The organism is Flavobacterium anhuiense (genome assembly GCF_004151235.1).
GTDB classification, from domain to species: domain Bacteria; phylum Bacteroidota; class Bacteroidia; order Flavobacteriales; family Flavobacteriaceae; genus Flavobacterium; species Flavobacterium anhuiense_A.
Genome location: NZ_JUIV01000013.1, coordinates 111742 through 135772, shown reverse-complemented (window position 1 = coordinate 135772; position 24031 = coordinate 111742). Strand labels below are relative to the sequence as shown.

General features: G+C 32.9%; 26 protein-coding genes and 4 tRNA genes. 18 read left to right on the top strand and 12 right to left on the bottom strand.

Annotated features, from left to right (window positions below; all coding sequences use genetic code 11):
* The first annotated feature begins 2 nt into the window (after window positions 1–2).
* The 3 genes from NU08_RS15955 (at window position 3) to NU08_RS15950 (ending at window position 1853) form a co-directional block, all read left to right on the top strand.
* Complete coding sequence (locus NU08_RS15955; protein WP_129748111.1) at window positions 3–671, top strand: response regulator; 669 nt, start codon at window positions 3–5, stop codon at window positions 669–671.
* A 144-nt stretch (window positions 672–815) separates the two neighbouring features.
* Complete coding sequence (locus NU08_RS22365; protein ID WP_165352465.1) at window positions 816–983, top strand: hypothetical protein; 168 nt, start codon at window positions 816–818, stop codon at window positions 981–983.
* Window positions 984–1049: 66 nt separating this feature from the next.
* The gene (locus NU08_RS15950; RefSeq protein ID WP_129748110.1) at window positions 1050–1853 is read left to right on the top strand and encodes an endonuclease/exonuclease/phosphatase family protein; all 804 of its coding nucleotides are present in this window, start codon (window positions 1050–1052) and stop codon (window positions 1851–1853) included.
* On the opposite strand, the gene NU08_RS15945 is transcribed toward NU08_RS15950, so the two are convergent.
* The 10 genes from NU08_RS15945 to tgt all read right to left on the bottom strand — a co-directional run bounded on the left by NU08_RS15945 (window position 1854) and on the right by tgt (window position 12127).
* Window positions 1854–3113: an asparagine synthetase B gene (locus NU08_RS15945; protein WP_129748109.1), complete on the bottom strand. Its 1260-nt coding sequence runs from the start codon at window positions 3111–3113 to the stop codon at window positions 1854–1856.
* A gap of 342 nt (window positions 3114–3455) precedes the next feature.
* The gene (locus NU08_RS15940) at window positions 3456–4121 is read right to left on the bottom strand and encodes a response regulator transcription factor (protein WP_129748108.1); all 666 of its coding nucleotides are present in this window, start codon (window positions 4119–4121) and stop codon (window positions 3456–3458) included.
* Between the two features lie 115 nt (window positions 4122–4236).
* Window positions 4237–5028 (bottom strand): sensor histidine kinase, encoded by a 792-nt coding sequence (locus tag NU08_RS15935; protein ID WP_129748107.1) that lies wholly within the window; start codon window positions 5026–5028, stop codon window positions 4237–4239.
* Window positions 5029–5059: 31 nt separating this feature from the next.
* The gene (locus tag NU08_RS15930; protein WP_129748106.1) at window positions 5060–5695 is read right to left on the bottom strand and encodes a hypothetical protein; all 636 of its coding nucleotides are present in this window, start codon (window positions 5693–5695) and stop codon (window positions 5060–5062) included.
* A 25-nt stretch (window positions 5696–5720) separates the two neighbouring features.
* A complete protein-coding gene (locus NU08_RS15925; RefSeq protein WP_129748105.1) occupies window positions 5721–6071 on the bottom strand; it encodes a hypothetical protein in 351 nt (116 codons plus the stop codon).
* Between the two features lie 141 nt (window positions 6072–6212).
* Window positions 6213–7757 carry a replicative DNA helicase gene (dnaB, locus tag NU08_RS15920; protein ID WP_129748104.1) on the bottom strand — a complete coding sequence of 515 codons (1545 nt, stop codon included), beginning with the start codon at window positions 7755–7757 and terminating at the stop codon, window positions 6213–6215.
* Window positions 7758–7897: 140 nt separating this feature from the next.
* Window positions 7898–8851 carry an acetyl-CoA carboxylase carboxyltransferase subunit alpha gene (locus NU08_RS15915; protein ID WP_008464922.1) on the bottom strand — a complete coding sequence of 318 codons (954 nt, stop codon included), beginning with the start codon at window positions 8849–8851 and terminating at the stop codon, window positions 7898–7900.
* A gap of 109 nt (window positions 8852–8960) precedes the next feature.
* Entirely contained in the window at window positions 8961–9854 is an 894-nt protein-coding gene (locus NU08_RS15910) for a DMT family transporter (protein ID WP_129748103.1), read from the bottom strand.
* Window positions 9841–10929: an LptF/LptG family permease gene (locus NU08_RS15905; RefSeq protein ID WP_129748102.1), complete on the bottom strand. Its 1089-nt coding sequence runs from the start codon at window positions 10927–10929 to the stop codon at window positions 9841–9843. Before NU08_RS15905 ends, NU08_RS15910 begins: the two co-directional genes overlap by 14 nt.
* Window positions 10930–10996: 67 nt before the next feature.
* Window positions 10997–12127, bottom strand: a complete 1131-nt coding sequence (gene tgt / locus NU08_RS15900) for a tRNA guanosine(34) transglycosylase Tgt (RefSeq protein WP_129748101.1) — start codon at window positions 12125–12127, stop codon at window positions 10997–10999.
* A 266-nt stretch (window positions 12128–12393) separates the two neighbouring features.
* Here tgt and NU08_RS15895 point away from each other — a divergent pair, with 266 nt between their 5' ends.
* From NU08_RS15895 to NU08_RS15880, 4 genes are all read left to right on the top strand, one after another.
* Window positions 12394–12693 (top strand): hypothetical protein, encoded by a 300-nt coding sequence (locus NU08_RS15895; protein WP_129748100.1) that lies wholly within the window; start codon window positions 12394–12396, stop codon window positions 12691–12693.
* A gap of 244 nt (window positions 12694–12937) precedes the next feature.
* Window positions 12938–13789 carry a transketolase gene (locus NU08_RS15890; RefSeq protein WP_129748099.1) on the top strand — a complete coding sequence of 284 codons (852 nt, stop codon included), beginning with the start codon at window positions 12938–12940 and terminating at the stop codon, window positions 13787–13789.
* A gap of 222 nt (window positions 13790–14011) precedes the next feature.
* Window positions 14012–14473: a hypothetical protein gene (locus tag NU08_RS15885; protein ID WP_129748098.1), complete on the top strand. Its 462-nt coding sequence runs from the start codon at window positions 14012–14014 to the stop codon at window positions 14471–14473.
* Window positions 14474–14477: 4 nt separating this feature from the next.
* On the top strand, window positions 14478–15431 hold the full coding sequence (locus NU08_RS15880; protein ID WP_111380241.1) for a transketolase family protein: 954 nt from the start codon (window positions 14478–14480) through the stop codon (window positions 15429–15431).
* Window positions 15432–15605: 174 nt separating this feature from the next.
* Here NU08_RS15880 and NU08_RS15875 read toward each other — a convergent pair whose 3' ends face one another.
* Window positions 15606–16820, bottom strand: coding sequence for an FKBP-type peptidyl-prolyl cis-trans isomerase (locus tag NU08_RS15875; RefSeq protein WP_129748097.1), 1215 nt, complete (start codon window positions 16818–16820; stop codon window positions 15606–15608).
* 79 nt (window positions 16821–16899) lie between these two features.
* Here NU08_RS15875 and NU08_RS15870 point away from each other — a divergent pair, with 79 nt between their 5' ends.
* A complete protein-coding gene (locus NU08_RS15870; protein WP_129748096.1) occupies window positions 16900–17301 on the top strand; it encodes an RNA-binding S4 domain-containing protein in 402 nt (133 codons plus the stop codon).
* Between the two features lie 131 nt (window positions 17302–17432).
* Window positions 17433–17933: a phosphoribosyltransferase domain-containing protein gene (locus NU08_RS15865; protein WP_129748095.1), complete on the top strand. Its 501-nt coding sequence runs from the start codon at window positions 17433–17435 to the stop codon at window positions 17931–17933.
* On the opposite strand, the gene NU08_RS15860 is transcribed toward NU08_RS15865, so the two are convergent.
* Window positions 17925–18443 carry a shikimate kinase gene (locus NU08_RS15860; protein WP_129748094.1) on the bottom strand — a complete coding sequence of 173 codons (519 nt, stop codon included), beginning with the start codon at window positions 18441–18443 and terminating at the stop codon, window positions 17925–17927. The genes NU08_RS15865 and NU08_RS15860 overlap by 9 nt on opposite strands.
* A gap of 126 nt (window positions 18444–18569) precedes the next feature.
* Between NU08_RS15860 and NU08_RS15855 the strand changes: the two genes are divergently transcribed.
* From NU08_RS15855 to NU08_RS15815, 9 genes are all read left to right on the top strand, one after another.
* Window positions 18570–18642, top strand: a tRNA-Lys gene (locus NU08_RS15855).
* 40 nt (window positions 18643–18682) lie between these two features.
* Window positions 18683–18755 (top strand) — tRNA-Lys (locus NU08_RS15850).
* A gap of 43 nt (window positions 18756–18798) precedes the next feature.
* Window positions 18799–18881 (top strand) — tRNA-Leu (locus tag NU08_RS15845).
* A gap of 138 nt (window positions 18882–19019) precedes the next feature.
* Window positions 19020–19092 (top strand) — tRNA-Lys (locus tag NU08_RS15840).
* A 209-nt stretch (window positions 19093–19301) separates the two neighbouring features.
* Window positions 19302–19802, top strand: coding sequence for a tetratricopeptide repeat protein (locus NU08_RS15835; protein WP_242502569.1), 501 nt, complete (start codon window positions 19302–19304; stop codon window positions 19800–19802).
* A 210-nt stretch (window positions 19803–20012) separates the two neighbouring features.
* Window positions 20013–20912 (top strand): MerR family transcriptional regulator, encoded by a 900-nt coding sequence (locus tag NU08_RS15830; RefSeq protein ID WP_129748093.1) that lies wholly within the window; start codon window positions 20013–20015, stop codon window positions 20910–20912.
* Window positions 20913–20951: 39 nt separating this feature from the next.
* On the top strand, window positions 20952–22418 hold the full coding sequence (locus NU08_RS15825; RefSeq protein WP_129748092.1) for a phytoene desaturase family protein: 1467 nt from the start codon (window positions 20952–20954) through the stop codon (window positions 22416–22418).
* A gap of 3 nt (window positions 22419–22421) precedes the next feature.
* Entirely contained in the window at window positions 22422–23261 is an 840-nt protein-coding gene (locus tag NU08_RS15820; RefSeq protein WP_008464902.1) for a phytoene/squalene synthase family protein, read from the top strand.
* Between the two features lie 276 nt (window positions 23262–23537).
* Window positions 23538–23978: a sterol desaturase family protein gene (locus NU08_RS15815; protein ID WP_129748091.1), complete on the top strand. Its 441-nt coding sequence runs from the start codon at window positions 23538–23540 to the stop codon at window positions 23976–23978.
* The last annotated feature ends 53 nt before the right edge of the window (window positions 23979–24031 follow it).

Here is a 24031-nt window from a genome sequence, read left to right as displayed (position 1 = left end):
ATATGTTTAAAAAAGTTTTAGTTGCCGAAGATTTAGATAGTATCAGCATTGCAGTTGTTCAAGTACTTGAAGAGTTACAAGTTCCAGTAATTCATCATGTGAAATATTGTGACGAAGGTCTGCTTAAAATAAAAAAAGCATTAGCTGACAAAGAACCTTACGATTTGTTGATTACTGATTTATCTTTTAAATCGGATCATAGAAAAGTAAATTTAAATAGTGGCGACGAGCTTATAGATGCCATAAATAAAGTTCAACCCAATATAAAAAAGATCGTTTTTTCTATAGAAGACAAAAGTTATAGGATTAAAACTCTTTTTAACGAATTAGGTATTAATGCTTATGTTTCTAAAGGAAGAAATAGTATTTCGGAACTAAGAAATGCTATTGAAGGCACATTTAATAATGAAGAAAAAATACTTTCTTCTGATTTGTCTTTTAGTTTCAACGATAAGTCACTAATTGAAATAGAATCTTATGATATTTCTATTTTAAAGCTTTTATCACAAGGTTACATTTTAGAAAGCATTTCTAAAGAATTTAAAGACTTATCTATAACGCCTAATGGAACAAGCAGTATCGAAAAAAGAATAAATAAATTAAAGATTTATTTTAAAGCGAACAACAATGTGCATTTGATCGCAATCGCAAAAGATTTCGGACTGGTGTAATTTTTATTGCGATTTACGGGTTTCCGTAAGGATTACACTTTTCATACCGTTAAATTTGTAATAACCTATTAACTTACCATGAAACCGAAAAGCAAAGCGAGTATTATATTCTCTAAAATTAATACTACACAAAATAGAATTATTATGAAAACAATGTTATTATGTCTTTTTTTATCGATTAGTTTTGCCTTTGTTTCTGAAAAAACGGGCTGGCTAGAAATTGATTGGAAAATGATATTTATTCCAGCATTATTAGTATTGCAAATTATAATAATCGGAACTGCACTAAAAAACCGATACAAAAAACACTAATTATTTTTAATAAGGGCTTGATTATTGCTGAAAGAGAAGTTTTATATCTCTGCTCATTAAATTTATATGAAGAAAATTCTCAGCCTAGTCTTATTATTTTTTGCCTTTTTATCTTTTGCACAAACCAAAGTTCTGTCATGGAATATCGAAAACTTTGGAAAATCTAAATCTGATATCCATTTAAATTATATTGCCAAAACAATTTATAACTACGATATTATTGCAATTCAGGAAGTTGTTGCCGGAAATGGAGGTGCTCAAACCGTCGCAAAACTTGCAGCATTACTTAACGAAAAGGGCAATAAATGGGATTACAAAATAAGTGATCCTACTTCTAGCAGCAGTTACAAAACAGAACGGTACGCGTTTATTTGGAAAACTAACAAAGCCAAATTAAAAACCAAACCTTGGCTTGAGAAAAAATTTAGTGTAGAAATTGATCGGGAGCCCTATTTTGCCACATTCGAAATCAATAAAAAGACAATTACACTAGTTAATTTTCATGCAATAACGAAAAAAAAGCAGCCTGAAACCGAAATCAAATATTTCAAATTTTTGCCAAACGAATATCCCAATTTAAATCTCGCTTTCTTAGGCGATTTCAATTGCCCTGAAAAACATTCTGTTTTTAATCCGTTAAAAAAGATGGGATATGCATCTGTATTAAAAAATCAAAAAACAACTCTTAAGCATCAATGCAAAAGCAATATTTGTCTTGCATCTGAATTTGATAATATTTTTTATAATACAGCAAATCTAAAAGTCCTCAATTCCGGAATCATTAAATTTTACGAAGATTTTGATTCACTTCAGAATGCAAGAAAAGTGTCCGATCATATTCCAATCTGGTTTGAGTTTTCTTTAAACTAATTAAGTTTTAAGCTTCTTTTTTCTAGCAGCTGGAAACAAAACGTTATTCAAGATCAATCTATAACCTGGAGAATTCGGATGTAAATCTAAAACCGTTGGAGGATCTCCAACCTGATGCTGAAAATCTTCTGGATCATGTCCGCCAAAAAAAGTAAACATCCCCTTGCCTTTTTCTCCATGAATATATCTAGACTCTCCATTTATCTCGCATGTTCCCATTATCAAGATGTTCGATTTTATCAATGAAGTGTCAAAAGAAGTTGTTTGTCCCATAAAACCCTTCACCAATTGTGTGTGATTTTGGCATAACATACTCGGAATAGGATCCCATTTTGCAGAGAATTCCATTAAAGTAAAGTAATCTTTCTCCATCAATACTCTCCTTTTTGTTGTCATATCGATATCAGAAAACTCATAAACTTCCGGTCTTCTTTCAAGAGTAAAATTTTTAAAAGCAAAAGAATTATTATAATTTAATTTTGACTGATAATTCGGTTCACTTGGATCTCCGTCAAACATAGATTCACAAATATCTACACCATCGGCAGCAAGTGCAATATCAAAACTATCTGTTGCAGAGCACATCGCAAACATAAAACCTCCGCCAATAACAAAATCTCTAATTTTTTTAGCAACTGCTCCTTTTTCTTGAGATACTTTTGCATATCCCAATTTAGCGGCCAAAGCTTCTGCGTCTCTTTTTTGATCTATATACCAAGGTGTATTTTTATAAGCTGCGTAAAATTTCCCATATTGTCCCGTAAAATCTTCATGATGTAAATGCAGCCAATCATACATTAATAATTGATCGCTTAAAACTTCTTCATCATAAATGGGAGTAAAAGGAATCTCGGCATAAGTTAAAACCAAAGTCACAGCATCATCCCACGGTTGTTTTCCTTTTGGAGTATAAACGGCAATTTTAGGCGCTTTTTCTAAAATCACTGATTCCATATTTTGAGAAGGACTCGAAATTTCATTTAGAATAGAAGCTTGTTCGCTATCTGAAATCACTTCAAAACTAACTCCTCTTATTTTACATTCTTTTCTAATTTCATCTGCATCCGGAAGTAAAAAAGACCCACCTCGATAATTCAAAAGCCAACTTGCTTTATAATCTCTACTCAAACACCAATAAGTAATTCCGTATGCTTTTAGATGATTTTGCTGCGTTGTTTCGTCCATCGGAAGTAAGATAAACGAGGCTCTAGCACTTAGTGTTGCTAATAGTATAAAAATATAGAGTAAACTCTTATTCATCAGAAAATTATTTTAGTAAAGATATAAAAGGCTGCAACAAAAAAAGAATGCTTACTGCTTTTTATGCCATAATGGAATGTTAAAAAAAAGATTGAGAAGAAAATTTTAAACAACTTAAAAACAGGTAAAAACACCTATACTTAGGCAGAATATTCTTTCTACATTTGCTATCCCAGGTTCATCAAACTAATCGCCGTAAAAATAACCACATTATGAAGCTTAATGATAGTAAAAACCAACAAAAGGGCCTGAATATAATTCAGAAAATAGGATTATGTGTTCTTGTAATAACAATAATATTGTATTATGTATTGTCAATTCAGTTTTTGACAGCGTAATTTTTTAAATAGTTAAAACTGCCAATTCATTCTGAATAGCATAAACAACCAAACCAGCAATATTACGCGATTCTGTTTTAAGCAATAAATTATTCCTATGCCCTTCTATAGTTCTAGGACTTAGAAAAAGATGTTCAGCAATTTCTGCTGTAGTTTTCTGCTGGCAAATTAATTGTAGAATTTCGATTTCACGCGGGGAAAGGAAATTAGTTTCTAAACCACCTCTTGCATTTTTAGGAGAAACTATGGTTTCTTGAATCGTTTTTAAAACATTTTCGTTGTAATAAAAACCTTTTTTCGCTACTTCGTTTATCGTATGAATTAAATCTTTTGGAGTAGTATTTTTTATTAAGTAAGCAACTGCGCCAACTTGAATCATATTGGCAATAAAAGACTTTGTGTCATAACTAGTCAGTGCAATAATCTTAATATCTGGAAACGATTTTCTAATAATTTTAGTGGCTTCGACCCCGTTTAACACCGGCATCTTTAAGTCCATTATTATTATATCTGGTTTTATTTCCTTTTCATTTAATTGTAAAATAAGCTCTTCACCATTTGAGGCTTCAAAAATAACGTCTATATTTTCCTCTCTCTGTAATAAAAAAGAAATTCCTTTTCGAAACAAAATTTCATCATCGACTAGGGCAATTTTTATAGCAGCATTCATCTTTTTTGTTTTTGGTCGTTTAATTTGGTTTACCGAAATTACAAAATATGATTTAGAAAAAGTCTAAATACCCCACTTTATTGACTAAGAACCTTAATAAAACACATAATTTTACCTAAAAAGTAAAATTTACAACAATACCACTATTAATTTGAGAGTTAATTTCTATTGTTCCTTCCAAAAACGATATGCGGCTATCTATATTTTTCATTCCTAAACCTTTTTGATTTTCTGCATTTGAATTATCGAAACCAACGCCATTATCTTGGTAATTGCAAGTATTTATTCCGTTAATATTAGCAAACGAAATCCATATCTCTGATGCTTTTCCATGACGGATAGAATTATTCATAAGTTCTTGCAGAATTCTAAAAACATGCAAATGTCTATCTATGTCTTTCTCGTCAAAATCAATTTCGTTTTTATAATGTGTTTTGACCGATTTACTGCTTTCAAACTCCCCACACAATTCCTCGATACCTGCATTCAATCCAAATTTTTCAAAAACTGGCGGTAACAAATTATGTGCAATTTTTCTAGAATTATCTAATGCCTTTGTTGTCAAAGCAATAATATTTTCTGTAATTTCTGCAGTTTCAGCTTCAGTTAAGTTTGGCGCTGTAAGCAAATGGCTGTTTAAGGAAACAATATTCAATTTTGAACTAATATCATCGTGAAGATCTTGCGCAATTCTTTTTCGTTCCTCCTCTTGGGTTACAATAATAGCGTGGAGCTGTTCTTTTTGATAACGAAGAATTAAATCTATTTTCTCTAGTTCTTTCTGAATGATTTTTTTTCTAGAAAAATAAAAGAATATAATTAATGCGACTGCAACAATTATAAAAAACAAAGAGATATATAATATTATAGCTACTAGTTCTTTCTCAGGAATGTGACCTGCATTCATATCTATTTTTTTTATAGTATATAATTACAAACTAATTCTGCAGACTTGCCTTTTGTGAAAAACTTACTTTCCACTCAAATAAAATAATCAAGTAGTAGACTATTAATAAAAAAGCATTTAACTGCCAGCTTAGATATTTCAAATCTGCACTTAATCCTGTAGATAGATTGCCTATTAAAAACAGTACAGTACTTGCCAATAAATAAAAAACTACCCCCATACTTATATAGTAATACTTTTTATTTTCCGTCAGCATATTATAAAAATGAACTAGTGCAAAGACAACAATCAGCAAAGACGTTAAAGTTATTCCGAATAAATTAAACTTTAAGAACTGACTAGAATCTATCAAAAATTGCACTAATAAAATCAGCAAAGCAATTATTAATGAGATCTTGACGAATATTTTTTGAGCTTTATTATAAAATAGCGAATTATAAAAAAGTCCAAGTATGATCATTTGTCCTATAAAAAAAATATTAACAAGAAATAAATTATTCATTCCCAAATGATAAACTAGTTCCATTGAAAACTGCAAAACAGTTGAAAAAGCTAAATAAGAGACAAAAAAAACATTAGCTTTTCCCTCTCGGAAAAAGCTAAATGTATACAATACAAGATTAATCAATAAAATCAAATAACTTGAATATATTAAAAAATCAGCCATTATTTTAAACTTAAAAATTTAATAATTAAAAAGGTGGGCTTGGCCTTGCACCGTCGTATACTACCTCTCCACCTCCTACTTCACCATCTGCTCCTTCTCCTAGGCCATAAACATTGATCCATTTTTCAGCTTCTTTATCATATTCGGCACCAACAAAAAGTAATGTTTTTTCCTTTTGATCGTTTATACCTAAATATGCCCAAACAGCTTCTGTTTCAAGCTTTAAAACTTTTTCCAAACTTTCTCTTGGTATTAAGAAAGCTTTTACTTTATTCTTAGAATCTTCGATTGAGCTATCGTCATGATATCTCTTTTCCCACTCGTTTGCAGTTGCAACAGGAATCTGAATAGGTCCTGGAAAGGTTTCTTCATTCATAATTTAAAATTTGTTTTTGGTTAATAATTTAAAAAACTTCGATAGTTTATAATTGGTTTCGCTAAACTACTGATTTTTATTAGAAAATTAACATAAAAACATAAAAAAAAGCCTTAAAAATAAGGCTTTTTGATTTTTTTATTAGAAGGGAACATCACTGTCGTCATCGTCGTCATTTAAATTACTTCCGAAGGCTTCATTTGCAGACGGCAAATTTTTCGTTAGGAAAGGATTGTCATCATGATTCATTTTAGATGGCAAATCATCATAGCCTCCTGTAAATTCTTCTAAGTTGTCGAACTTACCTAAATGTCCTAAGAATTTCAGACGAATATTCTCCAAACCACCATTACGGTGCTTGGCTATAATAAACTCCGCTTGACCTTGCGTAGAAGATGCCTCATCATCGTCCCACTCTTCAATTTTATAATATTCAGGACGATAAATAAACGATACGATATCGGCATCCTGCTCAATCGCTCCAGATTCACGAAGATCCGAAAGTAAAGGTCGCTTACTAGATCCACGGGTTTCTACGGCACGCGATAATTGAGAAAGTGCAATTACCGGAACGTTCAACTCTTTTGCCAAAGCCTTTAAGTTTCGAGAGATTGTCGAAATCTCCTGCTCACGGTTTCCTCCACCTTTTCCGCTTCCTCCCGCAGTCATCAGCTGCAAGTAGTCAATAATAATTAACTTAATTCCGTGCTGCGAAGCCAAACGACGGCATTTCGCACGTAAATCGAATATCGAAAGCGATGGTGTATCGTCAATAAACAAAGGAGCTTTTTCTAAATCTTTTACTTTAGTGCTCAACTGTTCCCATTCGTGCTTTTCTAATTTACCTGTTCTTAGTTTTTCTGAGGAAAGTCCAGTTTCAGAAGAAATAAGCCTCGTAATCAACTGAACAGATGCCATCTCCAGAGAGAAAATTGCAACTGCATGTCCGAACTGAATACTTACATTTCTCGCCATTGAAAGGACAAAAGCCGTTTTACCCATACCAGGACGAGCCGCAATAATAATCAAATCCGAAGGCTGCCATCCAGAAGTTACTTCATCTAGTTTCTCAAATCCTGTTGCAACACCACTCAAACCTTCTTTACCAGCAATTTCTTCAATACGTTTCTTCGCTTGCAAAACCAAACTCTGAGCCGTTTCAGAACTACGTTTAATATTTCCCTGAGTTACCTCATATAATTTTGACTCTGCTTTATCCAGCAAATCGAAAACGTCTGTAGTTTCGTCATAAGATTCTTCAATAATTTCAGAAGAAATTCTAATCAAACTTCTTTGAATAAATTTTTGAAGAATAATACGCGAGTGAAATTCGATGTGAGCAGACGAAGCAATTTTTTGCGTAAGCTGGATCAGATAAAAATCTCCTCCAGCCAAATCTAACTTTCCATTTTTCTTTAACTGTGTCGAAACGGTCAGCAAATCGATAGGCTGAGTTTCTGTAAAAAGCTGTAAAATTGCTTCAAAAATATGTTTGTGTGCGTCTTTGTAAAAAGCGTCTGGCTGTAAAATATCAATTACATCATCTACCCCTTTTTTGTCAATCATCATCGCACCAAGTACAGCCTCTTCCAAGTCAATTACTTGTGGAGGAAGCTTACCTTTTTCTAGATTGATAATAGTAGTTTTGTCGACCTTGACAGGGTTTACATTTTTGAAATTTTCCATATAGCGAAAGTAGCAAAATTTAAAAAAAATATGCTAGCGAGTTATAACTATTCTATTGTTTATAAATATTTTTTTGTGTTGATAACCAAAAAAAAATCCGAAACCGCAGGGCTTCGGATTTTTCATTCTATTTTATGAATTTACTCTTTAAACTCGCCCATATTGCTGTATTTGTCCATTCTCTGGGCAATTAAATCGGCTGTTGATAAGTCTTTCAATTCGTTATATCCTTTTGTAATATATTCTGCTACTGTTTTAAAAGTAGTTTCTCTGTCATAATGCGCTCCTCCTAGTGGTTCTGGAATCACATCATCAACAAGTTTTTGTTTTTTCATGTCAGAAGAAGTCAATTTTAAAGCTTCAGCTGCACGCTCTTTGTACTCCCAGCTTTTCCATAAAATAGAAGAGCAAGATTCTGGAGAGATTACAGAGTACCAAGTATTTTCTAACATATAAACGCGGTCTCCAACACCAATTCCTAAAGCTCCACCAGAAGCACCTTCACCTACAATAATGGTAATGATTGGCACTTGCAGACGAACCATTTCGAAGATATTTCTAGCAATAGCTTCTCCTTGCCCTCTTTCCTCAGCTTCCAATCCTGGATATGCACCTGGAGTATCTACTAAAGTTAAAACTGGAATTCCGAATTTCTCTGCCATTTTCATCAAACGTAAAGCCTTACGGTATCCTTCTGGATTAGCCATACCAAAATTACGGTATTGACGCGTTTTTGTATTAAAACCTTTTTGCTGACCGATAATCATAAACGATTGTCCGTTTATTTTACCAAGACCACCAACCATTGCCTTATCATCTTTAAAACCTCTGTCTCCATGAAGTTCTAAGAAAGTATCTCCGCATATTGCTTTGATATAGTCTAAAGTATAAGGTCTATTTGGGTGTCTTGACAATTGTACCCTCTGCCAAGCCGTAAGGTTTTTGTATATATCTTTCTTCGTTTGCTCTAATTTCTTGTTGATTTCCTTGCACGTTGGTGTTACGTCAACGTCAGATTCTTTTCCAATAATAACACACTTTTCTAACTGTTCTTCAAGTTCTTTAATTGGAAGCTCAAAATCTAAATATTCCATGGATTTTTGAATTTTGTTTGTAAATCGAACCGCAAATATAAAAATATTATATCATTGGCGAAGTTAATTGTTATTTAAAGTATAAAAATGCATTTTAATAATAAGAAAACTATTGCAAGTTTTCTTTCTTGTTCTGATAATGTTTGAAAACACCGTTTAGAATAACTGTTATAATAATTATTACCGCTCCGATGTAAAACTCAATGCTCATTTTTTCTTTTCCACCCAAGATAAAATAAGCCAAAACTATCCCGTAAACTGGCTCTAAATTAGTGGTTAACATTACAGTATAAGGTGTCAATCTTTGCATTACTTTTACCGAAGCAGTAAATGCATAAGCCGTGCAGATTGAAGCCAAAATCAATAATAAAATCCAGTTATTTAAAGACATCTCGAAGAAATCTGCTGTAAATTTTCCTTGAAACAAAAAATAAATCGTAATAAAAAAAACTCCTGCACCAAACTCATAAAAAGTAATTACAGAAGGTTCATGATCTGAAATTAATTTCCCATTCATTAAAGTAAATAAAACTCCTAAAATAATTGCAGCTAATGCATAATAAACACCTTCAAGGTATTTTATTTCAACTTGAAGAATGAGTCCTAACCCAGCAATTATTACAAGTCCGAAAAGAACTTCATACCAAAGCACTTTTCTTCCGTAAAATAATGGTTCTAACAAAGAGGCAAAAAATGCTCCTAATGAAAATATGGAAAGCGTAATGGAAACGTTGGAAACGTGAATTGCCTTAAAAAAGAAAATCCAATGAAGCGCAATTAATAATCCGACAAAAATCAATTTAAAGAATTCTTTTATCGGAACCTGAAAAGATTGTTTTTTAAAAGCAATAAATCCGCCTAGAAAAATCAATGCAATCAGCATTCTGTACCAAACCAGATTTTCGGCATCAATTGTAATTAAAGCACCCAAAATGGCCGTAAAACCCCAAATAAAAACAATTAAGTGAAGATTTAGATAGCTTTTTAAATTATCGTTTCGCATTACGTAATAGGTAAACCGCTAAAATTCCAAAGACAATATTCGGAAACCAAACAGCTAATAAAGGTGAGAATGTAGATTTTTCGGCAAGTGTACCAAAGATTTTGTCAAAGAATACAAATGAAAATGCGATTGCGATTCCAATAGCAAGGTTCATTCCCATTCCACCACGGCGTTTCATAGAAGAAACCGAAACCGCAATAATCGTTAAAATAAATGCCGAAACCGGAATACTATATTTTTTATAAAGAACAACCAAATAGGTATTTATGTTTCCTGAACCTCTTTTTCTTTCTTTTTCAATAAAATCAATTAGTTTACCAAGAGTAAGGGTTTCTGCGATGTAAACTACGGGGGTCAAATCGGCCAATTCAAATTTAAAAGCTACATTTTTTTCAGGAGCTTTCTCAAGCACGTCATTTAGCTCGCCTATAGTTCTTTTTGTATAATCGTATAAAACATAAATCTTCTTCTTTGGATCCCATTTAATACGGCTTGCAGTAATTTTATAAGTCAATTTTTCTTTTTCGAAATGTTCTAAAGAAAAATTGAAAGCTGTTTTTGATTCTTCATTAAAGCTATTTACAAATATAAAATCATGATCATTGATTTGTCTGAAAACATTGGTATTCTCACCACGCATGAGCTCTTTTCCGTTTCCTTTCAAATAAGTATACCTAAAATTATTGTAGCCTTCACTGGCTGCAGGAACAATAAAAAATCCCATAAGCAACACAAAAATCGAAACAATTGTTGCACCTATAATATAAGGACGCAAGAAACGCGTAAATGAAATTCCAGAACTCAAAATCGCAATAATCTCTGTATTATTAGCCAATTTTGATGTGAACCAGATTACCGATAAAAACAAAAATATCGGAAACAGCGAATTAATAAAGTAAATCGTAAAATTGTAATAATAGAAAGCAATATCTCCAAACGGAATCTTATTTTCAAGCATTTTATTTACCTTTTCAGAAACGTCAATCACAATTCCGATTGGCGCAAATAAAAGCAACATGACTGAGAAAGTCCCCAGATATCTCTTTAAGATGTATTTATCTATTATTGTTAACATAGTAGAATTTAATCGATTATTTGTTTAATCGTTTAACCGAATAAACGATTAAACAAATCAATATATTTTAAAGTCTTTGGCTCATATTTTTAACCATCATTTCTTTCCATGGTCTAAAATCGCCTGCTAAGATATGTTTTCTAGCCTCACGAACCAACCACATATAGAAGCCAAGATTATGAATCGTAGCAATTTGCTTTCCTAAATATTCATTGGCTGCAAATAAGTGGCGTAAATATGCTTTCGTATATTCTGTATCTACAAAAGTGTGTCCCATTTCGTCGATTGGAGAAAAGTCAGCTTCCCATTTTTTATTTTTGATATTGATTGTTCCATTTGCTGTAAACAACATACCGTTTCTTGCATTACGAGTTGGCATAACGCAGTCGAACATGTCAATTCCTAATGCAATATTTTCTAAAATATTAATTGGAGTTCCAACGCCCATTAAATAACGAGGTTTATCTTCCGGAAGAATTTCGCAAACAACTTCTGTCATGGCATACATTTCTTCAGCAGGTTCACCTACAGAAAGTCCGCCAATTGCATTTCCTTGCTGTCCTGCATTAGCAATATATTCAGCCGACTGACGACGAAGATCTTTATAAGTACTTCCTTGAACAATCGGGAAAAATGTTTGTTCATAGCCATATTTATAAGGCACTTTATCCAAATGATTAATACAACGGTCCAACCAGCGATGTGTCATGTGCATTGAACGTTGCGCATATCTGTAATCGCAAGGATAAGGCGTACATTCATCAAAAGCCATAATAATATCAGCACCAATTGTACGCTGAATTTCCATTACATTCTCTGGCGTAAAAAAGTGGTAAGAACCATCAATATGCGATTTGAACTTTACTCCTTCTTCTTTAATTTTTCTATTTGACGAAAGCGAATACACTTGATATCCTCCAGAATCGGTCAAAATATTGCGATCCCAGTTCATAAACTTGTGTAATCCTCCTGCTTTTTCCAAAATTTCGGTCTGTGGACGCAGATATAAGTGATAGGTATTTCCAAGAATAATGTCGGGATTAATCTCTTCTTTCAATTCACGCTGGTGCACTCCTTTTACAGAAGCAACTGTTCCAACAGGCATAAAAATAGGAGTTTCTATAACTCCGTGATCTGTAGTAATACTTCCCGCTCTAGCTTTAGACTGCGGATCCTTTTGTAATAAATCAAACTTCATAAATTCGTTTTTCTCCCTACTGTTCGGGACGGCAAAGATAGTTTAATTTCAGGAAATTTTATTAATTAGATTATTTGTCAATTAGAAATTTAGCTAATGTTTTCTTAATTTCTGATTTTAGATTCTAAATGCAAGAATTTAAGTAAATCTTAAAAAATGTAAATGATAAAACTTTTTATCTGTAAAAATATAAATCCCAAATTATCAGAATTTTATAACTTTATAAAACAATCAAACCTCTTAATTAATCTTTAATACATTGCATTATGATAAATTCAGAAGACAAAAACACAGCAAAAGAAAATGAAATAGAAAAAAATTTAGAAAATCTAAATTATCCCTCAAATGAAGATATCTATAATCAAGAAGATAAACTAGAAGATATAGATCCCGAAAATATTTCAACTGATAAAACTATCATTCAAAACAATAACGAATGGAAACAAAACAGCGATAAAATCGGAAATGATTTGGACGTTCCTGGTTCTGAATTAGACGATGATCAAGAAGACATTGGTTCAGAAGACGAAGAAAATAATTATTACAGTGAGGGCGACACCAATTAAACCTTCTTAATTTCTACATTTTTGCCACAAATTAAACAATTTAAATAGATTTTTAAAAATCATTACAATTGTTTAATGTGTGGCAAAACGTTTATATGTAATTATCAATTTCTTGCATTTTCCTTAATTCTGATAAGAAAAGAGCAAAAAAATTTAACAATTGAAACGAACTAAAGCAGAAAATCATTTGTCTCCCCACAAAATATCCGTTACTTTTGCTACAGTTTAAAATTTTACATATAAAATGAAGCCTAACACACAACAATTAAGCGATTTAACGATCCAAGTAAGAAGAGATATTCTTAGAATGGTACATGCTGTAAACTCTGGACACCCAGGAGGATCACTAGGTTGTACTGAATTTTTGGTAACACTATATCAAAATATTATGGACCGCAAAGAGGGGTTTGATATGAACGGAATTGGAGAAGATTTATTTTTCCTTTCAAACGGACACATCTCTCCTGTCTTTTATAGCGTTCTAGCACGCAGCGGTTATTTTCCAGTTTCAGAATTAGCTACATTCAGATTATTAGATTCTCGCTTACAAGGGCATCCAACAACTCATGAAGGCTTACCTGGAGTTCGTATTGCATCTGGTTCATTAGGACAAGGTTTATCTGTAGCCTTGGGTGCAGCTCAAGCTAAAAAATTAAACAAAGACAATCATATCGTATATAGTTTACACGGAGACGGAGAATTACAAGAAGGCCAAAACTGGGAAGCTATTATGTATGCTTCTGCTAAAAAAGTAGATAACATTATCGCTACTATCGACCTTAATGGAAAACAAATTGACGGAACTACAGATGAAGTTCTTCCAATGGGAAGTCTTCGCGCTAAATTCGAAGCTTTTGACTGGGATGTTTTAGAGATCAAAGAAGGAAACAACATCGATGCAATTATCGCTGGATTGACTGATGCTAAATCAAGAACAGGAAAAGGAAAACCAGTTTGTATTTTATTGCATACAGAAATGGGTAACGGAGTAGATTTCATGATGCATACTCATGCTTGGCACGGTAAAGCGCCAAACAATGACCAATTAGCAAGTGCTTTGGCTCAAAACGTTTCTGTAGACCAAATCGACTATTAAATTAATTGATTGATGAAAAAGCATTTTGCATCTTTATTTTTTTTAATTCTGTTTCAAAGTGTTTTTTCTCAAGAATATCATTTTGATTATTTTACCCTTTACAAATTCGACAAGGATTTAATTGGTGACAATAGTCAATTCGAATACAATTACTCTAATTCAAAAGACAGCACGTATATCCTTAAAATAACCAAAATTAAAGATACTATATCAAGCGCTGTATTGGTTGATCTAGCGAGAGGGAAAAATTTCATATACAAAGATGATTCTCATAAAAACAAAATAAATGATATAAGTTTATTATCCAGCTCCATTTCTTTTACTTACAATACTGATTATTGTAAATTGCAAAAAAATGGACATTTCTATGAAGTTTTATATTCTTTGAAAGGCAATGTAAAAATCATCAATATCAAACAATTCAAAAACGATAGAAAAAGAGAGCTAATTAATGAATCATTTTATGAAACTGCCCCATCTGAAATTTCAAAAAACCAACATTTTAATTTCAGAATCCTAGCATCTCCTTTGTGGTGTCAAAAATTTAGATTAAAAAATAATGAAGTTATAACTAGCTCTTATTTTATTGAAAAAGGCAAGAAAATGTATTTTCGAAAACTTTTAAAAATTGAAGAAATAGATTTTAGCTTAGACATTAAAAACAAAAATATTACAGCAAATTAAAGCTATGAAAAAATACGAAAATACAGGAAGTAAAGATACTCGTTCTGGTTTTGGAGCGGGAATGACAGAACTAGGTCAAAAAAACGAAAATGTTGTAGCATTATGTGCTGACTTAATCGGATCATTAAAATTTGATGATTTCAAAAAAAATCACCCAGAGCGTTTTTTCCAAATTGGAATTGCTGAAGCAAACATGATTGGTATCGCTGCAGGTTTAACAATTGGCGGAAAAATTCCATTTACTGGAACTTTTGCGAACTTCTCTACTGGTAGAGTTTACGATCAAATTCGTCAATCTGTTGCTTACTCAGATAAAAATGTAAAAATCTGTGCTTCTCACGCTGGTTTAACTTTGGGAGAAGACGGAGCAACTCACCAAATCTTAGAAGATATTGGTTTAATGAAAATGCTGCCAGGAATGACTGTAATCAATACTTGCGATTACAACCAGACTAAAGCAGCAACTATTGCATTAGCAGATCACCACGGACCAGCATATTTACGTTTCGGTCGTCCAGTAGTTGCTAACTTTACTCCTGCTGACGAACCTTTCGTAATTGGAAAAGCAATTTTATTAAACGAAGGAACAGATGTTACTATCATTGCAACAGGACACTTAGTTTGGGAAGCTCTTATCGCAGCTGAAAAACTGGAAGCAAAAGGAATTTCTGCTGAAGTTATCAACATCCACACTATCAAACCTCTTGACGAAGAAGCAATTCTTAAATCGGTTGCTAAGACAAGATGTGTAGTTACTGCAGAAGAGCACAACTACCTTGGAGGTCTAGGAGAAAGTGTTTCTGGAGTATTAGCCCTAAACAATCCAACTCCACAAGAATTTGTAGCTGTTAAAGATAGTTTTGGTGAATCTGGAACTCCAGAGCAATTAATGGAGAAATACAAATTAAACAATCAAGCAATTGTTGAAGCTGTAGAAAGAGTAATCAAAAGAAAGTAAATTCTTAAACTCTCTTACTTTATAAAAAAACCTCGAAATTCACATTTCGAGGTTTTTTATTGCATTGCCGTTTCTTAAAAACTGACAGATCAAAAATTCATCTAGATTTTTCTCATAAAAAAACCTCGAAACTTACATTTCGAGGAATCTTATTTTATTTTTTTATATTTTACTTTACTTCTTCTGATAAGGATACGTTTTATCCAGATGAATTCTCAATCGTCCAGGTTTCGTATAATCTTCTGGAACAAATTTAGCAGGATTTGTTATTGATTCAGGTTTCGTAGGATCAGTTAGATCTCCACTTGGCCTGCTAGGAATTCCTCTTGGCTCTGTTTCATCAACATTTGGCGTAGTAGCATCATCCGTCAATGGATCCCAAGGATAATAGTTTCTTATTCCAAAATAGAAAGCATTTCCATCTAGTGTTCCCCAACCCACCTGATCGCTAGGCTTTGTAATTTCAAATCGAGTTGTATAACCATCTCCATCATCATCTTGATCTAAAAAATCAGGAATTCCATCTTTATCACTGTCATCAGGGTTTGCTGGAGGTTTTGGATATAAAGTTGTATTTCTATAATCACGCACATAACCATCACCATCAATATCTTCCTGATAATCAAAAACACCATCAGGATTTAATATTACTTCCCCAACACTGCTATATCCATTATTTTCATGATCCATTCTTCTAATATCATATAATTTGATAGTAAAAACTAATGGAGAATAGGCTGGAATTGAGCCCGATCCGCCTGCATAATATCCTAAACCAGAAGGAATAAATAAAACTCCAGCTCCAAAATCTTGATAATTAGCAGTACCATCAGCATTATAAGTAGTTGTTCCTGTTTTAAATTGAGGAAAAGCTTCGCTCCAACCCATAATAGTTGTATACAGATCCAGACTTACTTTCGGATAAACTACTTGTTCAAAAAATGTAGTTGTTACATATGAAGGATCCTTAGCTGTTGCATCTACACGTTTCATATATTCCCCTTTATACGCCGTTACAACTCCATCGGTATTCATAGGAGAAATCCCGACACCCTCTCTTAAAACCAAATAATACATTTTATAAGTTATTCCATGTACATACGGAATTTCTCTTAAAAGCAATTTTGGAAAGGTTGGGCTATTCAAATATGACATGATAGAAGGTTGCGCTGCTGGGTCTGTTATTTTCGTAAAAGTGACATCCATATCTGCAGAAACTGTGATGTAGTAGGTCTTTAAATATTCTTCAATATCTGCATTATCAGTATTAAATTGTTCTTGATAATCCCTTAAAGGAACAATCACCGGATCATCCTCATCCTTTTTATTACAAGAAACGATGGCAAGACCAGCAAGCAATAAAACAAAATAATATTTAAATTTATTCATTATTAGCATTTTTTTAGGTGCGCAAGATACAATATTGATTTATTTTTGTAAAGAAATTAACTTGGATTTTAGAAAAATTATGAGAATAGACAAATACTTGTGGTGCGTACGTTATTACAAGACCAGAAACATGGTTACTGAAGCCTGCAAAAAGAACCAGATCACTGTAAATGGGCAGATTGCAAAACCTTCAAAAGAAGTTTTTCCTACAGATCGAATTACCTTTAGAAAAGATCAAATTACACAAATAATAACAGTTTTAGACATTCCGCAAAATCGTGTTGGAGCAAAGTTGGTAGATATTTATCAAAAAAACGAAACTCCGCCAGAAGCTTTTGCTCATCTAGAGATGTTAAAGCTATCTAAAGAACATTCTAGAAGAACAGGCGCAGGACGTCCGACTAAAAAGGACCGAAGAGACATTGACGATTACGGAGACGATTTTTACGATGAGGATGAAGAAGAAAATGAAACTGAATAACTCCATTTTTAAATCCCAAACTCTAAAAGAACAATCCAATTTCAAATCGACAAAATAAAATTATCTCAAGAATTGGAATTTGGATTTTCTATCTTGGATTTTAATTTAATTATATTAGCAAAAAAAACACTATGAGCAGCAATATTATCCTAACACATCAGGAAATCGAACATAAAATAAAACGTATCGCTTATCAAATTTACGAGACTTTTGTTGACGAAGAAGAAGTTGTTATTGCAGGGATTGCTTCTAACGGATTTGTTTTCGCCGAAAAAGTCGCTTCGGCACTTAGCAGCATTTCTACCTTAAAGGTTTCTATCTGCGAAGTAAAAGTAAACAAACAAAATCCGCAAGAAGCGATACAAACTTCCTTAAGCCCTGAAGATTATAAAAACAAAGGTCTTGTTCTAGTTGATGATGTCTTAAACTCTGGCACCACATTAATTTATGCTGTTCGTCATTTCTTAGACGTTCCGCTTAAAAAATTCAAAACAGCAGTACTTGTTGACCGAAACCATAAAAAATATCCTGTAAAGGCAGATTTTAAAGGAATTTCACTTTCAACTTCTTTATTAGAGCATGTTCAAGTAGTTTTCAATTCAGAAAACGGCGATTATGCCTCTCTAAGCTAAGATTTCTAAAATATCCTGAACCGTTTCTTCGACAGATTTATCATCTACAGAAACTTTATGTTTTGCTTGATTGTAATAATAACTTCTGTCGAATAAATGTTTCGCGATAAACTCTTTCATTTCCTCCTCATTCATATTAGCAATCAAAGGGCGTTTGCTTTTGTTATGCACCAATCTATTATATAAGGTATCAATTGATGCTTTCAAATATATAGATACAACGTCATCTCCTTTTAACAGTTCATGATTATTGGCATAACATGGAGTTCCTCCTCCTAATCCGATAATATTATTTTCAGAAGATTGCAGCAATTCAACAAACATTTCGTGCTCCAATTTTCGAAAATAGACTTCCCCATGCTTCTCAAAAATCTCATTTATGGATAATTTTGCTCTTTCTTCGATGCATTTATCCAAATCTAAGAACGGAATATTTGTAATTTTTGACAAATTTTGGGCGATTGTGGACTTTCCGCAGCCCATGTAACCTAACAGTACAATTTTTTTCATATTAATAAAACCTTATAAACTAAGCAATTGGAGATTTTTCCAAAAAAAAGACAAATTTATGACAAAATAGCTTGGAAACTTCAAAAAAAACTCCTTATATTTGCACCCGCATTCAAGAAATTAAATGACTCGATAGCTCAGTCGGTAGAGCACATCACTTTTAATGATGGGGTCCTGGGTTCGAGCCCCAGTCGGGTCACAAATTTTGTGATTAACAAATTAAATTTCTTGAAAGCAATGACTCGATAGCTCAGTCGGTAGAGCACATCACTTTTAATGATGGGGTCCTGGGTTCGAGCCCCAGTCGGGTCACAAAGGTCGGGTAATTTATTTTACTCGACCTTTTTTCTTTTTAGGCCATGTGGAGAAACGGTAGACTCGCCATCTTGAGGGGGTGGTGCTCGCAAGGGCGTGAGGGTTCAAATCCCTCCATGGTCACTTAAAAAACTAAAAAAGCTATTTTACTGTAAAATAAGGATTTATAAATTTTATTGAAATTAATTTAAAATTCGTTTCAAAAAACAGCCAATAAGCTAAAATAAGTACTTATATTTGCACCCTCATTGAAGAAATGAAGACTCGATAGCTCAGTCGGTAGAGCACATCACTTTTAATGATGGGGTCCTGGGTTCGAGCCCCAGTCGGGTCACAAAAGGTCAGGTAATTTATTTTACTTGACCTTTTTTCTTTTTAGGAAATATCCATGTCTCAAAAATACAACTTTAAAAAACCTAAATTAATCTTGCTTTATCATTTACATCTTTAGTAGCAATTATTTAAAAAGAAAATCTCTTACAAAATAAAAACTTTCTTAAATTCGTTGGGAAATAATTAAACCACTAATCCCAAATTAGTTTTATGAAAAACCTACTATTAGCATCATTTATAATGATGACCTGCTCTATCTGGGCACAATCTGCAACGGGCTATTTCGACAAAGCCATGAAAAAAGCTGAAGCTGGCAACACCAAAGGCGCAATCGCCGATTACACAAAAGCCATTAGCATGAATTCTAAATTCGTTGAAGCTTATCAGAATCGCGGTGTCGCAAAATTCAAGCTAAACGACTTAAAAGGAGCTCAAGCCGACTTTAGCAAAACAATCGAACTGGACAGCATGAATGCGGATGCTTTTACAGGCAGAGCCAATGTCAACTACAAACTACAGAATTATCAAGGCACTATTGAGGATTGCACGTCTTCTTTAGGTTTAAACCCAAAAGATTACGTTGCTTACAACTTAAGAGGTTTAGCTTACAACAAAATTGGCGACAAGAAAAACTCTTGCAAAGATTTTAGCAAAGCAATTGAACTTGGAAGCCAAAGCGCTATAAAAAACAAAGCTACTTTTTGTAAATAAAAAACTCATGAATTCAAAAAAGGTCTGCATATTAAAAATATGCAGACCTTTCTTTTTTGCCAAAGTAATATATTTCTTAAAAATTATATACCTGATTTTAGGTAAAAAATATATTTTAAATACGTAAACCACTAATTCTCTATCTTTTTAATGTAGTTTTAAGGCCGAATCTAAGATTTTATTTTACATTTGTTGACTTAATCGCGAAAAATGATAAACAATATAAAAACTGTTTTCAGCATTAAAGATCTTGAGAACTTATCTGGAATAAAAGCGCATACTATACGCATCTGGGAAAAGAGATACAATATCCTTAAACCTATGCGAACTGATACTAATATTAGATTTTACAATCTTCACAATTTACAGAAACTTTTAAATATTACGTTACTGCACGAATACGGGTATAAAATTTCTAAAATTGCAACATACCCTGAAGAAAAAATACCGCAGTTGGTACGCGAAATAATTTCGAAGAAAAACTCTCAAAACTACGCCATTACTTCTTTTAAAATGGCAATGATGAATTTTGACCAAGAGTTATTCTTCAACACATTCGATTGGCTTATTACAGAAAAGACCTTTAAAGAAGTTTTTAAAGAACATTTTTTACCTCTTTTAAAAGAGCTGGGATTATTATGGCAATCTGAAACCATTACTCCTGCTAATGAACATTTTATGAGTCATTTAATTAAGCAGAAAATATTGATTTACACAGAAAGCCTACAGATTAGAAAACCAACCAAAACTGATCGAATTTTTGTTTTATCGCTTCCACTAAACGAAATACATCAAATTGGATTGTTATATCTGCAATATGAAATTCTTGATAAAGGCTACAAAACCATTTATCTTGGAGAAAGCATGCCTATTGAAAACCTGCAAGATTTAACTAAACATTTTGAAAACATTACGTTTGTTTCTTTCATGACCGTTCAACCAGATCGAAGCGTAATAAATCAATACGTAAAATCGATGGCACAGAAATTATTGCAAGAAACCAACGAAATCTGGCTGATGGGTAAAATGGTTGAATATATAGACCCAAAAGTCCTTACAGACAGAATACGCGTTTTTGACTCAATGGAAGAAACTATTAACATGCTTTAATTTATTTTTGTTTAAGTTTTTCTTATATTTGTTAAACAAATGAGAAAAACTATCCAAATAATAGGTTCTGGCTTCTCTTCTTTGGCAGCCGCTTGTTACCTTGCCCAGCAAGGAAACAGAGTAACTATTTATGAAAAAAATAGTACTATTGGAGGGCGAGCTAGACAATTCAAAGAAGAAGGTTTTACATTTGACATGGGGCCAAGCTGGTATTGGATGCCCGATGTCTTCGAACGCTTTTTTCAAGATTTCAATAAAAAACCTTCTGATTATTACGAGCTGATAAAATTGAGTCCAGCATATCGAGTGTATTTTGGAATTAACGATTTCATCAGTATTTATGACAATCTCGAGGAAATAAAATGTACTTTTGAAACCATTGAAAAAGGAAGCGGTCAAAAACTGCAAATCTTTATCGACCAAGCCAAAAGCAACTATGATATTGCTATTAAAGATTTGGTTTATCGCCCTGGAATTTCGCCTCTTGAATTAATTACAAAAGAAACTATATTAAAACTCAATCAGTTTTTTAGAAACGTAAGCACTGATATTCGGAAAAATTTTAAGAACGAAAGATTAATTCAGATTCTCGAGTTTCCAGTTTTATTTCTTGGAGCAAAACCGACTAAGACACCATCTTTTTACAATTTTATGAATTATGCCGATTTCGGCTTAGGAACTTGGCATCCTAAAACTGGAATGTTTGATGTTATTCGAGGAATAGAAAAATTGGCGTTAGAACTTGGTGTTACTATTAAAACCAATGCGGCAATCGAAAAAATAATCGTTGAAAACAAAACAGCAAAAGGAATTATAATTAATGGCGAAACCATAAAAGCAGATGTTGTTTTAAGTGGTGCCGACTATCATCATTCTGAAACTCTACTCGAAAAAGAACACAGAATGTACTCTGAAAAATATTGGGAAAATAGAGTTTTTGCCCCGTCTTCTCTCCTATTTTTTGTTGGTTTCGATAAAAAAATAGAAAACATTTCACATCACGCTTTATTTTTTGATGTCGATTTCAATCAGCATGCAGCAGATATTTACGATAATCCAAAATGGCCAGAAGCACCGTTGTTCTACGCTAATTTTCCATCCAAAACAGATAAAACTGCAGCGCCAGACGGAATGGAATCTGGATTTTTCTTAATTCCGCTCGCACCCGGAATTGAAGACAATCAAAACTTACGAGAAGAATATTTTGAAAAGATAATCACTCGTTTTGAAGCACTTACACAACAAAAAATTAAAAATAACATTATCTTTAAAAAGTCGTTCTGCAAAAATGACTTTGTAAACGACTATAACGCTTACAAAGGGAATGCCTACGGAATGGCTAACACTCTATTACAAACGGCTTTTCTAAGACCAAAATTAAAAAGCAAAAAAGTCAAGAATCTATATTTTACAGGACAGTTAACTGTTCCTGGACCAGGTGTTCCGCCTGCTTTAATTTCAGGAAAACTAGCAGCTGAATTAATTCAAAAATCATTTAGATCTTAAAAAATGAAATCACTATTTGACGCCGTTTCTTTCAAGTGCAGCAAACTCGTAACTAAAAATTACAGTACATCATTTTCACTTGCTGTTAAAATGCTTTCACCAAGTATTCGTGATGCCATTTACAGCATTTATGGATTTGTTCGTTTTGCTGATGAAATTGTAGATTCTTTTCATGATTATGAAAAAGAATATCTCATTGAAGATTTTGAAAAAGAATATTATAAAGCAATGCAATTAGGCATCAGTTTAAATCCTATTTTAAATTCGTTTCAGCAGACTGTAAAAGAATATAATATTACAGACGACTTAGTTCAGGCTTTTTTGAAAAGTATGAAAATGGATTTGATAAAATCAAATTATCAGACACAAGCTGAGTATATAGATTACATTTACGGCTCTGCAGATGTCGTTGGACTGATGTGCTTGAAAGTTTTTGTTTCTGGAAAAGAACACAAATACGAACAATTGAAAAATGAAGCTATGCGTTTAGGCTCGGCTTTTCAAAAAGTAAATTTCCTGAGAGATTTAAAAGACGACAACACCATCTTGAATCGAACTTATTTTCCTGGTGTAAATCTGAATAATTTCACAGAAGACTCTAAAACACAAATCATTAAAGAAATCGAAGAAGATTTCAGAATTGCTTATCAAGGAATTGTAAAACTTCCTATCGAAGCCAAATTCGGTGTTTACACAGCTTATGTTTATTATAAAAAATTATTGAAAAAGCTAAAAAACACGCCTTACTATGAAATTGGAAATTCAAGAATTCGAGTTTCCAATTATACAAAAGCAGGACTTTTGGCGCAGTCTTTTGTGACTTATAAATTGAAGTTGGTATAGAAATTCATCTTGTAAAGCATTACATTTAAGCCCAAAATTGTCATTTCGACGAAGGAAACTCGAGCGATAGCGAACTGGCGAAGCAAATCTCCACGAGAAACTCCACAAAGATTGGCATACTGTTGAGGAGCTACTTGCGAAGATTTCTCCCTTCGGTCGAAATGACAAAAATGAGGGAATCGTCAATAAAAAAACTCTTTTGAGTCAATCTTTTATAATCCAAAGCTAAACTCAACAACAATAAAACAATAATTTTAAAACATCAACATTTATAAAATGATTTCTTTTTTAATCTTTTTAGGCGTTTTTCTCCTTATGGAATGTGTGACGTGGCTAACTCATAAATACGTTATGCACGGTTTTATGTGGTATTTTCATGCCGATCATCATCAGCCGAAATACGAAAACACTTTTGAGCGCAACGATATTTTCTTTGTCATTTTTGCTACTCCTAGTATTATCTTATTTTATTTTGGTGTTCAAGGCGAATTCAATTATTTGTTTTTTATTGCCTGCGGAATCACACTTTATGGAGTCTGTTATTTTCTAATTCATGATGTATTAATCCATCAGCGTTTTAAATGGTTTAAAAACACTAAAAACAAATACCTCATCGGACTTAGAAAGGCGCATAAAATACACCACAAACATTTAGGCAAAGAAAAAGGAGAATGTTTTGGAATGCTATTCGTACCATTCAAATATTATAAAATGTAAAATTATTTGGGCGTTTCCGCAGCGCCGGATCGGGCTTTTCGTTCCCCCTTTTT

Excerpts from the sequence above, each read along its gene's own strand:
- NU08_RS15955 (WP_129748111.1), top strand. The coding sequence starts at position 3 with ATGTTTAAAAAAGTTTTAGTTGCCGAAGATTTAGATAGTATCAGCATT.
- NU08_RS22365 (WP_165352465.1), top strand. The coding sequence starts at position 816 with ATGAAAACAATGTTATTATGTCTTTTTTTATCGATTAGTTTTGCCTTT.
- NU08_RS15950 (WP_129748110.1), top strand. The coding sequence starts at position 1,050 with ATGAAGAAAATTCTCAGCCTAGTCTTATTATTTTTTGCCTTTTTATCT.
- NU08_RS15945 (WP_129748109.1), bottom strand. The coding sequence starts at position 3,113 with ATGAATAAGAGTTTACTCTATATTTTTATACTATTAGCAACACTAAGT.
- NU08_RS15940 (WP_129748108.1), bottom strand. The coding sequence starts at position 4,121 with ATGAATGCTGCTATAAAAATTGCCCTAGTCGATGATGAAATTTTGTTT.
- NU08_RS15935 (WP_129748107.1), bottom strand. The coding sequence starts at position 5,028 with ATGAATGCAGGTCACATTCCTGAGAAAGAACTAGTAGCTATAATATTA.
- NU08_RS15930 (WP_129748106.1), bottom strand. The coding sequence starts at position 5,695 with ATGGCTGATTTTTTAATATATTCAAGTTATTTGATTTTATTGATTAAT.
- NU08_RS15925 (WP_129748105.1), bottom strand. The coding sequence starts at position 6,071 with ATGAATGAAGAAACCTTTCCAGGACCTATTCAGATTCCTGTTGCAACT.
- dnaB (WP_129748104.1), bottom strand. The coding sequence starts at position 7,757 with ATGGAAAATTTCAAAAATGTAAACCCTGTCAAGGTCGACAAAACTACT.
- NU08_RS15915 (WP_008464922.1), bottom strand. The coding sequence starts at position 8,851 with ATGGAATATTTAGATTTTGAGCTTCCAATTAAAGAACTTGAAGAACAG.
- NU08_RS15910 (WP_129748103.1), bottom strand. The coding sequence starts at position 9,854 with ATGCGAAACGATAATTTAAAAAGCTATCTAAATCTTCACTTAATTGTT.
- NU08_RS15905 (WP_129748102.1), bottom strand. The coding sequence starts at position 10,929 with ATGTTAACAATAATAGATAAATACATCTTAAAGAGATATCTGGGGACT.
- tgt (WP_129748101.1), bottom strand. The coding sequence starts at position 12,127 with ATGAAGTTTGATTTATTACAAAAGGATCCGCAGTCTAAAGCTAGAGCG.
- NU08_RS15895 (WP_129748100.1), top strand. The coding sequence starts at position 12,394 with ATGATAAATTCAGAAGACAAAAACACAGCAAAAGAAAATGAAATAGAA.
- NU08_RS15890 (WP_129748099.1), top strand. The coding sequence starts at position 12,938 with ATGAAGCCTAACACACAACAATTAAGCGATTTAACGATCCAAGTAAGA.
- NU08_RS15880 (WP_111380241.1), top strand. The coding sequence starts at position 14,478 with ATGAAAAAATACGAAAATACAGGAAGTAAAGATACTCGTTCTGGTTTT.
- NU08_RS15875 (WP_129748097.1), bottom strand. The coding sequence starts at position 16,820 with ATGAATAAATTTAAATATTATTTTGTTTTATTGCTTGCTGGTCTTGCC.
- NU08_RS15870 (WP_129748096.1), top strand. The coding sequence starts at position 16,900 with ATGAGAATAGACAAATACTTGTGGTGCGTACGTTATTACAAGACCAGA.
- NU08_RS15865 (WP_129748095.1), top strand. The coding sequence starts at position 17,433 with ATGAGCAGCAATATTATCCTAACACATCAGGAAATCGAACATAAAATA.
- NU08_RS15860 (WP_129748094.1), bottom strand. The coding sequence starts at position 18,443 with ATGAAAAAAATTGTACTGTTAGGTTACATGGGCTGCGGAAAGTCCACA.
- NU08_RS15835 (WP_242502569.1), top strand. The coding sequence starts at position 19,302 with ATGAAAAACCTACTATTAGCATCATTTATAATGATGACCTGCTCTATC.
- NU08_RS15830 (WP_129748093.1), top strand. The coding sequence starts at position 20,013 with ATGATAAACAATATAAAAACTGTTTTCAGCATTAAAGATCTTGAGAAC.
- NU08_RS15825 (WP_129748092.1), top strand. The coding sequence starts at position 20,952 with ATGAGAAAAACTATCCAAATAATAGGTTCTGGCTTCTCTTCTTTGGCA.
- NU08_RS15820 (WP_008464902.1), top strand. The coding sequence starts at position 22,422 with ATGAAATCACTATTTGACGCCGTTTCTTTCAAGTGCAGCAAACTCGTA.
- NU08_RS15815 (WP_129748091.1), top strand. The coding sequence starts at position 23,538 with ATGATTTCTTTTTTAATCTTTTTAGGCGTTTTTCTCCTTATGGAATGT.